Annotated in this window: 13 protein-coding genes, 1 tRNA gene and 1 pseudogene; 10 read left to right on the plus strand and 5 right to left on the minus strand. The window is 35.8% G+C overall.

The window, feature by feature from the left end; genetic code table 11:
* Positions 1–104: 104 nt before the first annotated feature.
* Positions 105–1,358: an MFS transporter gene (locus AC4CVF_RS14175; RefSeq protein WP_490789624.1), complete on the minus strand. Its 1,254-nt coding sequence runs from the start codon at positions 1,356–1,358 to the stop codon at positions 105–107.
* 154 nt (positions 1,359–1,512) lie between these two features.
* Between AC4CVF_RS14175 and AC4CVF_RS14180 the strand changes: the two genes are divergently transcribed.
* The 5 genes and pseudogenes from AC4CVF_RS14180 to AC4CVF_RS14200 form a co-directional block, all read left to right on the plus strand.
* Complete coding sequence (locus AC4CVF_RS14180) at positions 1,513–2,139, plus strand: lysophospholipid acyltransferase family protein (RefSeq protein WP_336952817.1); 627 nt, start codon at positions 1,513–1,515, stop codon at positions 2,137–2,139.
* Positions 2,140–2,199: 60 nt separating this feature from the next.
* Positions 2,200–3,117, plus strand: a complete 918-nt coding sequence (locus AC4CVF_RS14185; protein WP_336952819.1) for a patatin-like phospholipase family protein — start codon at positions 2,200–2,202, stop codon at positions 3,115–3,117.
* Between the two features lie 138 nt (positions 3,118–3,255).
* On the plus strand, positions 3,256–3,717 hold the full coding sequence (locus AC4CVF_RS14190) for an NfeD family protein (protein ID WP_336952821.1): 462 nt from the start codon (positions 3,256–3,258) through the stop codon (positions 3,715–3,717).
* Between the two features lie 26 nt (positions 3,718–3,743).
* On the plus strand, positions 3,744–4,595 hold the full coding sequence (locus tag AC4CVF_RS14195) for an SPFH domain-containing protein (RefSeq protein WP_336952823.1): 852 nt from the start codon (positions 3,744–3,746) through the stop codon (positions 4,593–4,595).
* Between the two features lie 147 nt (positions 4,596–4,742).
* Positions 4,743–5,640 (plus strand): annotated as a pseudogene (locus tag AC4CVF_RS14200) (IS5 family transposase); the annotation flags it as partial.
* A 428-nt stretch (positions 5,641–6,068) separates the two neighbouring features.
* Here the strand turns inward: AC4CVF_RS14200 and AC4CVF_RS14205 are convergent.
* From AC4CVF_RS14205 to prpF, 3 genes are all read right to left on the minus strand, one after another.
* Positions 6,069–6,980 (minus strand): polyprenyl synthetase family protein, encoded by a 912-nt coding sequence (locus AC4CVF_RS14205; protein WP_419819553.1) that lies wholly within the window; start codon positions 6,978–6,980, stop codon positions 6,069–6,071.
* A gap of 150 nt (positions 6,981–7,130) precedes the next feature.
* Complete coding sequence (locus AC4CVF_RS14210; RefSeq protein WP_336952827.1) at positions 7,131–8,090, minus strand: sensor domain-containing diguanylate cyclase; 960 nt, start codon at positions 8,088–8,090, stop codon at positions 7,131–7,133.
* 257 nt (positions 8,091–8,347) lie between these two features.
* Complete coding sequence (prpF, locus tag AC4CVF_RS14215) at positions 8,348–9,535, minus strand: 2-methylaconitate cis-trans isomerase PrpF (protein ID WP_419819555.1); 1,188 nt, start codon at positions 9,533–9,535, stop codon at positions 8,348–8,350.
* 317 nt (positions 9,536–9,852) lie between these two features.
* On the opposite strand from prpF, the gene AC4CVF_RS14220 reads away from it, so the two are divergent.
* From AC4CVF_RS14220 to AC4CVF_RS14230, 3 genes are all read left to right on the plus strand, one after another.
* Entirely contained in the window at positions 9,853–11,223 is a 1,371-nt protein-coding gene (locus AC4CVF_RS14220; protein WP_490789625.1) for an amino acid permease, read from the plus strand.
* Positions 11,224–11,295: 72 nt separating this feature from the next.
* Positions 11,296–11,368, plus strand: a tRNA-Arg gene (locus tag AC4CVF_RS14225).
* Positions 11,369–11,776: 408 nt separating this feature from the next.
* Positions 11,777–13,264, plus strand: a complete 1,488-nt coding sequence (locus tag AC4CVF_RS14230; protein WP_336952833.1) for a long-chain fatty acid transporter — start codon at positions 11,777–11,779, stop codon at positions 13,262–13,264.
* Positions 13,265–13,326: 62 nt separating this feature from the next.
* Here AC4CVF_RS14230 and AC4CVF_RS14235 read toward each other — a convergent pair whose 3' ends face one another.
* On the minus strand, positions 13,327–13,941 hold the full coding sequence (locus tag AC4CVF_RS14235; protein ID WP_336952987.1) for a carbonic anhydrase: 615 nt from the start codon (positions 13,939–13,941) through the stop codon (positions 13,327–13,329).
* A gap of 322 nt (positions 13,942–14,263) precedes the next feature.
* On the opposite strand from AC4CVF_RS14235, the gene AC4CVF_RS14240 reads away from it, so the two are divergent.
* Positions 14,264–15,310, plus strand: coding sequence for an alpha/beta fold hydrolase (locus AC4CVF_RS14240; protein WP_336952835.1), 1,047 nt, complete (start codon positions 14,264–14,266; stop codon positions 15,308–15,310).
* Complete coding sequence (locus tag AC4CVF_RS14245; RefSeq protein WP_490789626.1) at positions 15,307–16,317, plus strand: hypothetical protein; 1,011 nt, start codon at positions 15,307–15,309, stop codon at positions 16,315–16,317. Before AC4CVF_RS14240 ends, AC4CVF_RS14245 begins: the two co-directional genes overlap by 4 nt.
* The last annotated feature ends 46 nt before the right edge of the window (positions 16,318–16,363 follow it).

A 16,363-nucleotide genomic window follows, 5' to 3' on the forward strand; every position in this document is an offset into this window, starting at 1 on the left:
TTTATTCCCAAGAAAAATTATTTAATTCAATCAAAACCTGACTAACCATAACACTACATATTAAATATTGATCATAGCTATTATCAAAATTTAAGTTCATAATATTATGAATGATGAATCTTTTTGATCCAATATATTATAGGGATTTGACAAAAAATGCCTATCACTAAAATCAAACTTAAATAATTAAAATATCCCAATTGATCGCCAATCATGCCACTTAAGGTATACAACAACCCACTGATTGTTGCCATAATCGAGACCTGAAAGGTAAAATCTGTACCTGCATATTCTTGACGGCTATATTGCATTACTAATGTTAAAATTATGACTAAAAGCATTGCAGCAAACAGATCTTCTAAAGCATTAATCAAATAAATTAACCACGGTGCTACAAAATGAGATTGTTCATATTGAGCTGCTAACCACACAAACCCTGCTAAACTGATCAATTTCAAAATAGAAAATAGGATTAAGGCTTGCTGACGCTTTAGATTTTTTAACATTAAACTGGCCAAGCCTGCACCCAATAATGCAGAAAATGCCCCTAACATAGTGATATAAATGCCGATTTGAGAAAGGCTCAGCTGTAGATCAACCAACAAAGGTTTAGTTATTGGACCTGTAAAGCCATCAGTTATTTTGATGCTACAAAGCACAAAGAACCATGCTCTTAGTTTTTTATTGACAAAGAAATAAGTTAAATAACTTTTAAGTTTTTCAATAAAGTGCTGTGTAGCGTCATCGTGTAAATGTGTTAAAGCAGTCTTTTTCAAGTGTTTGGGTTCGTGGTAAAAGCAAATAGGGATTGTATTTAAAGCCACAATTCCTGCTAAAATCAAAAACGTACTTTGCCAACTTAACCAGTCCATTGCCCATAAGATTGCCCCGCCCCCAACAATAAATCCTAAACGAGAGCCAATGACTTGAATCATATTCCCGATATGTTGCTGATCCCCTTTTAAAATACTAACGGCTAAGCCATCCGTTGCAATATCTTGGGTTGCACCAACACTGTTCATACAGAGCAAAGCTATAAAAAACAATAATAAATAGATCGGTTCATTCAGGGATTGGATCGGTAAAAAAGATAAAATGGTCAAGATAGCAATGGTTAAAAGTTGGGTTGGAATAATCCAACTGCGATAATGCCCTTTGGAATCATGTCCAAAACTGTCCACAAAGGGCGCCCACAAAATCTTAATTGCCCAAGGGGCCATGAGTAATCCAAAGCCACCGATATGTGCCAATGACACGCCTTGTGATCGCAAAATTACTGGTAAAGCATGCGTCATAAATCCTACAGGTAAACCCTGTGCCCAATACAATGAAAATAACAACAAATAGGTGTGTCGCATGCAATCTAAACTCGAATGATGTCAATATAAATGGGCGTAACTTGATTCTGTATGTATTGCTTTTATCTACGAATTTTGTAATATTTACATTTTGCAGATCGTTACTATTAAGCAAAAACCAAAATCAATGCAAGAGTAATCATATAAAAATACAATGTCACAAAATTTTCCAATGATACCTGATCAAGTACCTCAGCGTGGTACAAACACCAGTCGTAATATTTTTAAAAACCTTTACTTAGTTCAAGGCTGGGGATTTGAAGGTGAATTTCCCAATTTACCTAAAGCGGTGGTATTTATTGCGCCACACACCTCTAATTATGATGGTTTATATGCCTTCCTCGCGATGTTAGGTATTGGTGTTAAAGTCACAATTTTTGGAAAAGATAGCCTGTTTAAAACGCCACTTAAAGTACTTTTTGAATGGATGGGTGTCATTCCTGTTCATCGTGATTCACCACATGGACTCACCCAACAGATTGTTAAAATCATACAAGAGCAAGATAAAATTTGGATTGCGATTGCACCTGAAGGTACCCGGAAAAAAGCTGAAAAAATTAAAAGTGGTTTTTATCATATTGCTATGGGAGCCAAAATACCGATTGCAATTTTCTCATTCGATTATGAGAAAAAGCAAATTCACTGCTTAGGAACATTGCAACCTACAGGAGATTATGAGCAAGATTTAGCAGAAATTTTAGCGCGTTTTAAAGGTAATTTTTCACCTAAACGGCCTAATTTTTTATCAATTCCTTTACAAAAACTTTTGAAAAATAACTAGAAAAAACAGAGACAATCTGTTCAGATGTGCAACATACATTTTGATCAAAAGTAATACTCCATGCGTTTTAAACAACTTGGTTTTATAGGCTTATTGGGTCTAGCCCTTGTTGGCTGTGACAAAACTACCAAAACTCCAACACAGACCACTGCAATTAAAGCACGTGAGCCTGTTATCGCGATTGCTTTAGGTGGCGGTGGAGCAAAAGGTTTCGCTCATATTGGCGTGCTCAAAGTTTTAGAATCACACGGGATCAAACCTAAAATTGTGACTGGAACCAGTGCCGGAAGTTTTGTTGGCAGTATTTATGCCAGTGGTAAAACACCATTTCAAATGCAGCAAATTGCACAACAATTGAAAGAATCTGATTTGCGTGATTTAACTATAAATAGCCAAGGTATTGTTCTTGGTCAAAAACTACAAGATTATATCAATCGGAATGTTGCGAATAAACCTATTGAGCAATTTCCAATCCGTTTTGCAGCAGTTGCCACACGCTTAGACAATGGTAAAAAAGCTGAATTTATTAAAGGAAATGCAGGACAAGCAGTCCGAGCTTCTTGCAGTATTCCGAATGTTTTTGTACCAGCCACAATTGGTCATACAAAATATGTTGATGGTGGTTTAGTTAGCCCAATTCCTGTCCAGACTGCGCGTGATATGGGAGCTGATATCGTGATTGCAGTTGATATTTCTGCTCGTCCAAGTGGCAGCCAACCCATGAATATGTGGGGCTTATTGGATCAAACCATTAACATCATGGGACAACAAAGTATTAACAATGAGTTGGCTCAGGCAAATATTGTTATTCAGCCTAAAGTTGGACACTTAGGTACACTTGATCTTAAGTCGAGTAACCAAGCCATATTAGAAGGCGAAAAAGCAGCCCAAGGCAAAATCATTGCGATTCAAGCTGCAATTAATAACTTTAAAAAAACACCTGCTGCATTAAAACCTGCACCACGGGCAAAATTTTAATACCGCAATAGCGGTCATATAATCAATAAAGCTTTAAAACGAGAATAATCACGTTTTTATATGCAGCACTAAAATGATCTGCTACATTGATATAGATGATCCGTCATCTATATCAATGATAATCACTCGAGTAGATGTATGAACTTTATTTTTGAACCGTGGCATTGGTTTGTACTTGGCATATTGCTGATCTTATCTGAACTTCTACTACCAGCATTTGCGGCTTTGTGGTTTGGTATCGCTGCAGTTATAGTCAGCATTTTATTGTGGTTATTCCCAAGTATGAGTTTCACCTTGCAAGTCGTTTGCTGGATTATCTTATCTATCATTTGTACTGTGGCTTGGTTTAAATTCATTAAACCTTTATCTGTAGATAAAACTAAAGCTGGGCTTTCTCGTGAAGCAACCATCGGTCAAACGGGTATGGTCATTCAAACTGGGCTTAGCCATGATCAAATTCGTGTCCGCTTTCCAATGCCTGTTTTGGGTTCTGATGAATGGAATTGCCGTACGTTATCGCCTGTACAAGTAGGTGACCGTGTACGAGTGACTGATATTTTAGGTAATGATCTAGTTGTACAACTACATTCATCATCTTAATAATGAAGAATAAAGAGGAAAATTAAATGGGTTTTGGTTCTATTGTTGTTTTAGTCTTATTTCTATTTGTGGCTGTGACCATTTTCAAAGGTGTCCGTATTGTTCCTCAAGGTTATAAATGGATCGTACAACGCTTAGGTAAATATCACATCACACTGAGTCCTGGTTTAAACTTTGTCATTCCATATGTGGATGAAGTTGCTTATAAAGTAACCACAAAAGATATTGTTCTAGATATCCCATCACAAGAAGTAATCACACGTGATAACGCTGTATTAGTGATGAATGCCGTGGCCTATATCAATTTAACCACACCAGAAAAAGCCGTGTACGGTATCGAAAACTACACTTGGGCAATTCAAAACTTGGTGCAGACTTCCCTACGTTCAATCGTTGGTGAAATGGACCTAGATGATGCATTGTCATCACGTGATCATATCAAAGCGAAATTAAAAGCAGCAATCTCTGATGATATCTCCGACTGGGGCATCACACTAAAAACTGTGGAAATTCAAGACATTCAACCATCACACACGATGCAATCAGCGATGGAAGCCCAAGCAGCAGCCGAACGTCAACGTCGTGCAACTGTAACCAAAGCAGATGGTGAAAAACAGGCCGCTATTTTAGAAGCTGATGGACGTTTAGAAGCTTCTCGTCGCGATGCTGAAGCTCAAGTTGTATTGGCTGAATCTTCACAGCGTGCTATTGAAATGGTGACCTCTGCTGTAGGTGATAAAGAAATACCTGTTGCCTACTTATTGGGTGAGCAATATGTCAAAGCTATGCAAGACATGGCCAAATCCAATAATGCCAAAACGGTTGTGTTACCTGCGGATATTATGAATACGATTCGCGGTGTGATGGGCAGAAATTAATTCTGAAATTTAAAAAATTGCTCAAAATAGGCAACCGATGTGTTGCCTATTTTTATCTTGAAATAGGTTTTTGCATTAACATGCCCATAAGGTCTGATTCAGTAATATAATTCGCGATTGAATAAGCCCAAACTTCACACATAGCACACCCTCAATTGGTCTTGTTTCAACCGAGCTCTATTCCAACGCTGAAATATCTCCACTTAGTTTGGTTCTAATACAAAGTGGTATGCCTAATCGGAGCGGTAAACAAGGTAGCAATCAAACCTATTCAGATGCGACTATTCAATCTTTCAATCTTATTTGATGATTAAATCCTTATTCTAATTGTCTTTAAGTATGGGCACAGGCTTTGTTTAAAGCTTGATTAAATTATGAGGGTTTGATTAAACAGCTTTAGATTTTTTCACTATTTTTAGAAGACAAAAGTATATTGAGATTACGATTCGCTATTAAAAAGTCATTGTATACTTCACCTACTTTTAAACATGAGATGCCAGCTTCACAAGATTTAAAATTTTCGTTGATCAAATAAGGTGAATGGAAGCCTAAGCAACAATAAGCTGAATATCGACCCAATGGCATAAGCTCCATAGAGGTATCAATGCTAAAACACTACAAATAATATTAGTGATTTACTCTATCAGACTCCACCAAGTGAACAACTCAATTCCTTCTATACTGATGGAGCTTATGATACTAAAAGCTGCTAACGGGTGATTTCAGACAAATTGGCACATATGGTGATCCCTAAGAAAAAATGTCAAGCCTTGAAAAAATACAAAAACTTGCTCATTAGAATGCAATGAGCTGCTTCGAACAGCCAAACATTTAGGTAGGATACTATGGAAAAATGGTCAGATTACCCTCAGAGAAGTTTAGTAAATACCAAGATGCACTGCATAAAATTTTTTGGCGACAAACTAAGCACAAGGAACTTTCAAAGTCAGGTCGTTGAAATCTATGTACCTTGCGCATTAATAATGCTCGTGTATTAAATAGATTCAGTGAATTAGGTAGAACTCGCACCCGAATTGTGGTCTAAACTTGACTTAGGCAAAGGAATTTAGACTTTCGAATCTTTGTGCAACAAAGCCTATTCAATTGATTACCCCACATTGAGGGGGATTCATCAAATTTAAATGATTCAAAAATATTTCTTTAGTGCTGAGAGATAAATAAATCACCGCATTACATTAAGTTTAAATTGTAACCTCATAAATTTTTTGTACTGTCGCTTGGATTGAGCGTTTAAATCAATTTTGCAGGTAATGTTCTACTTTCATATATGAAATTAACAAAAATCCTTTTTGCTAATGTGACAAACCTGTACTTAAAACAATCTTAGTACTCATGTCTCCATTCATAGCGATATCATGTCGAATTAAACTATGAAAAAACAGTGTTAATCTATCTTATCTAAGTACTCTATTTAAGTACTACTGATGAGCATTACTTTATTGAAAATCTGATTTAGCTTTTTCTTGCCAATAAAAATTGAGAAATTTGATTCAATTCCTGAGCATCCTCACCAAAATATTCTAAGGCTTTAAATGCTTGGTCATGTAATTGTTGTGCATAAATTTTGGCATTGTCTAATCCCATTAAAGCAGGATATGTCGACTTATCTACTTGTTGATCTTTACCTGCAGTTTTTCCCAAAGATTCAGTATCAGAAATCACATCTAAAATATCATCTTGCACTTGAAATGCTAATCCAATCGATTGACCATATTGACGCAATTGGGGAATAGCCTGATCTGTACCTACAAAAATTGTCACAGCAGACATCATAATTGCAGCTTGGATTAAAGCCCCAGTTTTATTAAGATGAATACTTTCTAAATGCGCTTGATCAACATGCTTACCTTCAGCCTGTAAATCTAAGACCTGACCACACACCATTTTTGAACTGGCTGTTGCTAAAATTTGCATTTGCTTAAGAATAATGCTCTGTTCAACAGCTTGACCTTGATCAAATAGACGACTCCCTAACACTTCAAATGCCATTGATTGCAGAATGTCTCCTGCTAAAAGCGCTGTATCTTCACCAAAAGCCACATGACAAGTTGGCTGCCCTCGACGTAACAAGTCATTGTCCATACATGGCAAGTCATCATGTGCCAAGGAATAACAATGAATAAACTCAATCGCAACCGCAGCTCTACGCACAGCTGCAAAATTTGGATTATTTGCTTTTAAATGTGCTGTTGCGTAACTTAAAGCAGGTCTAACTCGTTTTCCACCTAACATCACCGTATGATGCACAGCCGATTTTAATGGCTCTGGCAATGAAAAGGCATCTAAAGCAACTTGTAAATCTTGCTGAATTTGTACTTGCGCTCGTTTTAAAATTTCTGCATTTACATTGGGAATAGAAGTCACATCTGCCTCGGTTTGTACGAATCTCTAAAACTAAAAAATCAGAAGTTTTAGATGAATTGGTAAATTTGATGAGTCAGAACATTCTACTATGAGTTACTATAATTCTCATCTCTTAATTCCAATAGAATCATTTGAATAAGTTCAAGATATTTACAACTCATTTTTTAATAGAAACAGCGAGTTTTTTCCCTTTTCTTTAGCAGCTCGTACTGCAAATTCTAATTTTTGTAAAACATCAATCTCAATCTGTTTTTTTTGTAGATCTAAATGATAAATTCCTATAGACGCAGTAAGGTATTCGTTATTATTGCCAAATAATATCTTTTCATTAGTAACTGCAAATTTAAGCCTTTCAGCAAGTGTTACAACAGCCCACTCTGTCAGGTGTTCAATCACAATAACAAAACTTGCTGAATTTAAGCGAAAAATTTCGGCTTCTTCAGTTTGAGCAATCGCTTCATTTAATACAGAACCTAACTGTATTAAGACCTCATCACCTGCCGTATAACTATTCAATTGATTAAATCGCTTGAAATTATCTAAATCAATTTTCAGGAATGATAGATACGTTTCATGGCTTTTTTGCCAAACTCTGTTTAAATAATGCTCAAAAGCAAAAGCATTTTGTAAACCTGTGACAAAGTCTAAATAGAGATGATCATGCAATTTTTTATTATTTTGCAAAAGTACATTTTCACGACGCTTCAAACGCGTTATATCTGAGCAAACCACCACAACTCGTTCAATCTCATCATATTGATTACGTATTGCTTTAAAATAAGAAAGATAAAATTTTCCTTTTACATAGAATTCTTGTTCAAAATAGTTATTTTTCTTTGCAAAATAACGCATTGCTTCATGAAAATGTGTATAGACTACAGTTGAAAATGTATTCAGCAACTTGTCAAATAGATAAAGTGCGTCACTTTCATAAATATCTGCAAACTTTTGATTTACCCCCAAAAATCGTGCTTCTTGATCAAATAATGCAATAGGCAAAGGAATTTGTGAAATAAAAGAAACCAGATGTAATTTATCGATGTCTTGTAAATATTCAAAAACTTTGATGTCTTCAAGGCTATCTCGTAGTTTTTTAGACTCTTGTTCCATACGCCACCTCGAAGCCAATAAATTTTAATCTATTGAAATCAGCATTTAATGTATTAATTTTTTACAACAGCAAATAATCAAAATTGCTATCTCATAAAGTAAGTATGATAAAATACTGCAAACATTTTGCCACACACAATACAAAATTAGTACTTTTATTGATATAAATCACAAAAAAATAAACCTTGCGAGCGCAAGGTTATTAAAATTTCAACGTAAAAATTACTTAAGTAGAAATTAGAACGTATATAAATCTATCAAAAACTATCTGCTGGCACCCGAACCCAGCCCTCCATCAATACACGTGCACTACGACTCATCATTGCTTTCTTGACAATCCATTGCCCTTTTTCGTTCAAAGCCTGTGCCCCTACACGAAGTGTTCCAGATGGATGTCCAAAGCGTACCGCCTCACGCTCACCACCTCCTGCGGCTAAATTCACTAAGGTATTTGGAATTGCTGCTGCCGTACCAATTGCGACTGCAGCTGTTCCCATCATGGCATGATGTAATTTACCCATTGATAATGCACGTACCAATAAATCTGTGTCGGTTTCACTCACTTGTTTACCACTCGAAGAGGTATAGCTTTTAGCTTTGGATACAAATGCAACTTTAGGAGTATGCTGACGATTTATCGCCTCACTGATGTCTTTGATTAAACCCATTTTTACAGCACCATACGCACGGATTTTTTCAAAACGTGCTAATGCAGTGACATCACTATTGATATCTTCTTGTAGTTCAGTTCCGTTGTAGCCAATCTCTTCAGCATTTAAGAAAATTGTAGGAATACCCGCATTGATCAAAGTTGCTTTAAATGTACCAATTTCAGGCACATCTAAGTTGTCAACGACATTACCTGTAGGGAACATGGCTCCACCATCTTCACCATCATCGGCGGGATCTAAAAATTCAATTTGAACTTCTGCAGCAGGGAAAGTGACACCATCCAATTCAAAATCACCCGTCTCTTGAACTAGGCCCTGTGTAATAGGAACATGAGCAATAATTGTCTTATGAATATTGGCTTGCCAAATCCGAACCGTACAAATGCCATTCTCTGGAATGCGATCAGTAGCAACAAGACCATTACTAATTGCAAATGAACCAACAGCTGCAGTTAAATTACCGCAATTACCACTCCAATCTACAAACGCTTTATCAATAGACACTTGCCCAAAAAGATAGTCAACATCGTGATTAGGTTGCGAACTTTTAGCCAAAATAACTGTTTTACTGGTACTTGAGGTTGCCCCACCCATCCCATCAATTTGCTTTCCATAAGGATCTGGACTACCTATGACTCGAAGTAATAACTGATCACGTGATTGCCCTGCTATTTGTGCACGTTCAGGTAAGTCATCAAGCTTAAAAAAGACACCTTTACTAGTACCACCACGCATATAGGTTGCTGGGATTTTGATTTGTGGTGCAGAACTCATTTTTTCGTATTCCTTTAAATTCTCTTTGTTGTATCAAATAATGAATCATCATTCAGTTTTATAGTACCCTTTTTGGAATAAAAATACTGATAAATTAACTCAAATATTCAATAAATCTTGGCACAAAGATTAAAAGTTAAACAGTTTAAATATAGTTTGAAAATTATTACTTATGATTATTTTATTGAAAATTAATAAAAAAATTAAAAATCCTATTTTTTGACTTCACAGTTCCTTCCCATACATCCATCGTATACTAGGCTAAAAGTAACCAATCTATTACAATAATTAAATTCGCATAAATAGAGTTGTACACATTGAGCAACGAGTCTACACAATTACAGCGTGGACTTAAGAATCGTCATATCCAATTGATTGCCATGGGTGGCGCAATTGGTACAGGATTGTTCTTAGGTTCAGCACATGTGATCGAAAAAGCTGGGCCATCCATTATTTTGGGATATGCCATTGGTGGTTTGATCGTTTTTTTAATTATGCGTCAGCTTGGAGAAATGATTGTACATGAACCAGTAGCTGGTTCTTTTAGCCATTTCGCCAATAAATATTGGGGTAAATTTCCTGGGTTTTTAACAGGTTGGAACTATTGGATGCTTTACGTCCTAGTTGCAATGACTGAATTAACTGCTGTTGGCAAATACATCAATTATTGGTGGCCTGAAATTCCCAATTGGATATCTGTACTGTTCTTCTTTGTTGTGATTACACTGGTAAATCTAGGAAATGTAAAGTTTTACGGTGAATCAGAATTTTGGTTATCCATTATTAAAGTCACTGCGATTGTTGCAATGATTGTGTTTGGTATCTATTTAGTTCTGACCGCAGATGTAAGTTCAGGTATTGCTTTTTCAAACTTATGGTCACATGGCGGGTTTTTTCCAAATGGATTTGACGGCTTATTTTATATGCTGGCTTTCCTTATGTTTGGTTTTGGTGGTATTGAATTAGTTGGTATGGCTGCTGCCGAAGCCAAAGACCCAGAAAAAACGATTCCTAAAGCAATTAATCAAGTCGTTCCTCGTATTCTCATCTTCTACGTAGGCTCAATGATTATTCTTTTGTCTTTAGTTCCATGGAACCAATTGAATTTTGGTTGTTTAGATAAAAGCCCATTCGTTATGGTCTTTAGTATGATTGGGATTGCATGGGCAGCTCATCTGGTTAACTTTATTATCTTAACTGCGGCACTATCTGTTTATAACAGTGGTATGTATGCCAATAGCCGTATGCTTTATGGTTTAGCAAAACAAGGCAATGCACCTAAAATCTTTACTAAAACCAATAAACATGGTGTTCCAATTCCATCGGTATTACTTTCTGCATTTTTAATTTTGGGTTGTGTACCTTTAAATTATTATTTACCAGAAGATGCCTTAAGTCATTTGATGTATGTGGTCGTTGGTGCTTTAGTTTTAAACTGGCTTATGATTACACTCACCCATTTGAAGTTTAAGCGCGCTTTACGTTTGACAAATCAAACCAGTAAATACCCCGCACTCTGGGCACCTGTTAGTAATTTCGTTGTAATTATTTTTATTGGTATCGTTTTATATATCATGTGGGATCAAGGATTTAAAGAGTCAGTATTGATGATTCCCGTATGGATTACACTGATGTTAGTCTTGTTTGATATTTTAAATCCAAATGAAATAAAGACCGAAGAAAAATAAATCCAACGTAAAGCTATTATTTAGATAATAGCTTTTTTTTCATATGTATATACGGTAAATTATTGACTTATTGTGCCCTTAGCTTAACTGGATAGAGCAGTTGCCTCCTAAGTGACAGACGTGGGTTCAAGTCCCGCAGGGCGCACTATTGAAAAAGCAAGAAGTGAAGGTCTCTTTTTTATAAAAATTTAATATAAAGCGATTTATATAACCTGATAAATTTATATTTCACTCCAATTAATTGTTTAAATTTCACTCAATCCATCAATTACTTAAATATCTAAATTTTATTGTTTTATATCTATAAATTTGTAATATCCCTCTAAATAATCACATCTTTATATATTTTTCTATATTCTCGCAAATCAAAAAAAACTACATAGTTCATTTTTTTTTTACTAATTCACCCTCTAGAGTATTTACTCTTATTTTTTATATGCTATTTTGTAAATAGAAGTAACTTTGAGTTGATTATTTAAGTATCAAAATTATTTCTCATTCAAAACTTAAGTACTTCAAAGTATTCATTTTATTATATTAGGGAAAAATTAAAATGAAATTAAAAAATTTATCAATCGCGATAATTGCTGCAAGTTTGCCAATGACTGGTGTTTTTGCCGCAGCAATGGATCGCTCAGGCCAATCTATTTCGGCATTCCTTCAACCTAATAATTATTTTGAAGCTGGTATTTCAGTTTTAGACCCGACTGTTGAAGGCCGAGAAGCTGGCGATACACCTAAACCATATCGTGAAATTGATGATATGGGTGGGGATTATTACTTTCCATCTGCCGCTATTAAATTACAACTCACTGATCAAGTATCATTCGGTCTATTGTATGACCAACCATTTGGCGCGGATGCAAAATACTCTGGTGAAAATGCATTTGTCTCTTCTAATGGCGATACGGTATTACCTCAAGATAGATTGACAGCGCTTCGTGCTAGTACTATTGCTAAAAATGTAAATTCACAAGTTGTTGACCGAGCAACACAGCAAGCAATTGCGATGACTGGTTCTCCAACACCACCTCAAGCTGTAATTGATCAAATTGCAACGCAAATTCGAGGAAATGCAAATGCAATGGCTTTGATCACAACAGGCGTAACACAAGCTGTAGATAAAGGTATTGCAGGGGCTAATAGTACACTGGGTAAAGGCAGTACTGAAGTTAAAGTTGACACCCAAAATATTTCAATGATTTTTGGTTTTCAACCTATAGCTAACTTGAACTTCTTTGGTGGTGGTGTATACCAAACCATTAAAGGAAATGTAAGCCTTCGTGGTCAAGCATATAGTTTATACAATGGCTATGATGCTAACATCAAAGAAACTGGCGGTGTGGGTTGGTTAGCAGGTGCTGCTTATCAAATTCCAGATATTGCCTTAAAAGCATCGGTAACTTACCGCTCTGAAATCGATCATGATGTCAATATTAATGAATCGATTCCTACGCTTGGAGCATTAGCATTACTCGGTGATAGCGGAGCTGCTGCTGCACAAGCAATTGCCGCTTCAAATGGTAAAACGACAATTACGACACCACAGTCGGTCAACATTGATTTACAATCAGGGATCATGGCAAATACAGTTGCATTTGCAAATCTTCGTTGGGTGAACTGGAAAGACTTTTCAATCCGCCCATTAAAGTTTGGTCAAGTTTCTGAAGCAGTTGGTCCAATTGTTGGTCGTCCAAACGGATTTAACCTCGTTGAATATTCTGATGATCAATATACAGTGACAGCTGGTCTCGGTCGTAAAATTAATGACCAATGGGCAGGTAATGTCTCAGTGGGTTGGGACTCAGGTGCTGGTAACCCAGTTTCAACTTTAGGCCCAACAGAAGGTTATTGGAATGTAGGTTTAGGAGTTCAATATAGCCCTACACCTGCGACTTTCATTGCGGGTGGTGTTAAATACTTCTGGTTAGGCGATGCTAAAGCACAAACGGGTGCTCAAGCAGGTAGTGATGCCTATGTTGCAGAATTTAAAGATAACAATGCAATCGCTTATGGTTTAAAAATGGGTTATAGATTCTAAGAATCTATACTGATAAAAAATCCCACTCTAAGTGGGATTTTTTATCTTAGAAATTTAAATTTTTAAAAATCATAAAAAGAAACTTCACCTGTTTCTAGAGAATATTCAGCACCAACGACTTTCAATTTACCTTTTGCAATTAAGTTTTCTAAAACAGCTGAACCATGGCGCAATTGATTAACAGAGGCAAAAACATTTGATTTCACTGCATGCATAGATAACTTTTCTAAATCATCTTTCAATTCAGTTTGCATTAAAATTTCAACTGACGGACGTACACGATTCACAATTGACATGAGATTTGCAGAAGGAGGTGTGTTGGGATTCTTAAGTGCTTCAATCGTTGAATGAATCGCACCACAATGGCTATGCCCTAAAACAACAACCAATGGACAACCAAAACTATCTGCGGCAAATTCCACACTCCCCACTTGCGATGGCGCAACAATATTACCTGCAACACGAATCACAAATAAATCGCCAAAACCTTGGTCAAAAACCATTTCTGCTGGGACACGTGAATCCGAACAGCCTAAAATAATTGCAAATGGCTCTTGATTGTCCATCATTTCAGATCGTTGCTGATGCGTCAAAAATTTAGTCAGATTTGTTTCACCATGTGCAAAACGTTCATTACCCTGTTTTAATCGTTCTAAAGCTTCTTGAGCGGTTAGCATGTCTTCGTTCCATTGTGTGGAGATTTGCATTATTTTAATGCCGTAAATTTTGAAAGTCACTGACTAAAAATAAACTCTGTTACAATTTTTGTTATGCATGGTTTATCTACCAAAACTTAAACAATATGTAGACATAACTCACATTTTCAATAAAATTATTTAACCAAACTACAAAATAATCTTTATATTAGGTGAGTTAGAAGCTTAAAGTATGGCAAAAAACTTACAAATAAGACTTTCTCGGCAAATGTTGAAAAAATTATGATCATGAATAATATTTTTACTTTATATAATGCCTAGTCTTTTACTCGGAACCCTATGCATGTCTGAACTGTCCCATAAAAAAACTCTTCATTTTTTAAACAGCATATTGTTAAGTTTGACTGCGATCGGTGTATTGTTTTTAACTAGCCACAATGCAACCGCTAGTACACCAGAATATGTGGATTATTTAAAAATTGTACAAGAAGAACGTGCTTGGGCAGGCTTAAGTTCTAAAACATTGCGTGTAGGTGATGTTATTTGGTCTTATAGTGAAGGTGGGTCTAAAGATAAACCTACTGTTTTACTGATTCATGGCTTAGCCAGCAGCCGTGATACATGGAATGATATTGCGCAGTCATTAACCCCTTATTATCATGTCATTATTCCAGACTTACCTTCTGCTGGAACTACCCAAGTCCCAGCCAATTTTGATTTATCTGTGCCGAATGTAACAGAGCAACTTAGACGCTTTATTGAAGCCGCACATATTCAAGATAATTTAAATATTGCAGGACACTCATTGGGTGGAACCATTGCAATGTTTTATGCTTCACAGTACCCTTTTGATACTAAAAGCTTATTCTTGATGAGTACTGGCGGTATTTTTAAGTCGACAAACACCAATTATCTAAGAAATCCTATCTATCTAAAACAGTTATTGATCACCCAAAAAGGCGATTTGGATTTTGTAATGAAAAAGGTGATGTTTAATCCACCTTTTACTGCCCGTGTAATTAAAGATGAACAAGAAAAGTTATTTATTGCTAAATCTCAAGACACTGCCAAAATTATCAATCAAATTGATGCCCTCAATCGACTATATACCCCTGCAACCTTTACCACAATGTTAAAAAACATTGAGGCACCAACCATGATTCTTTGGGGTGAACAAGATCAGATTGTAAATGCAGATGTTGCAAATGAATTAAAGTCGGTATTAAAACGTGCTGAAACACCGATTATTCTAAAACATGTTGGACACATGCCCCTACTCGAAGCACCTGAACGAGTTGCAGATCAGTATTTAAGCTTTTTAAATAAGGTACAGCCCTTGCAAAATCCATTGTCTGATCAAACACATGGACAAATTGAGCTCAAAAAATGAAAAATCAACTTATTGAACAATTGATCGAAGCCCAACTTGGCTTTTTAGACCAAGAGTTTTCACAGATAGATACGATTAAAATTGAGTTTACTGAATTTTATCACTGGTTTAGAAAACAGCCTTTAAAACAAATTTGGTCTTTTGCACAAATCCATGATTTATTGTTAAAGCAAATTTTAGCAACGCCTGCAAATAACTTTCTCATTGAGCAAATCGCTGAACATATTCGTTTTGCATTGATTCATCCAAGTAACGATGAAACCTTAATTGAAGATATTATTCCAGTCACCACAATTGATAAAATTGCCCAATATGTCGCAAGTAAATCACGTCATCGTCAAGCCTTGATCAAACGTGTTGTCAATAATCCAGCCTTTTCAAGTATGTTAACCCAACTGATTCATCACTCTATCCAGGATTATATTGATAATTCGGTCATGAATAAAAAAGTCCCGGGGGTGGGACGTTTTATGAAGATGGGGAAATCAGTTTTAGAATCGGTTACCGACACTAATTTAGATGATACGGTTAAGCATTATCTGCAAAAAAATATTATTAAAATTAGCCAGTTGAGTGAACAAGTCATTAATCAACAATTTGATGACAATAAACTTTATCATTTTCAAGCCAATTTATGGCATAAAATTAAAAAAGTACCGATTGCTGTATTGCGTAATTATGTTGAAATTAACGACTTACCTAAAACTGTGGGTATGGGGCATGAGATATGGGAACATATTCGCCAAACAGATTATTTAAAGAAACAAGTACATGATGGTGTACTGACTTGGTATGTACGTAATGAAGAGCGACCTTTTGATTTAATTTTAAGTGATATCAACATTGATGAAGCATTCATTCAAAATCAATTACAACAGTTACTTGAACCTGTTATTCAACAGATGCTTGCTTCTCAACACTTAAAAAGTCGTGCACGGATCTATTTGGAAAAATTTTATTATTCCGATGAAACTTTAAAGATTCTAAATATTGAAAAAGGCGTATAAAGCGCCTTTTTCATAACTAAACAGATTTAATGCAATTTAATCTAGC

The sequence above is a fragment of the Acinetobacter sp. LipI_19 genome (assembly GCF_058242925.1).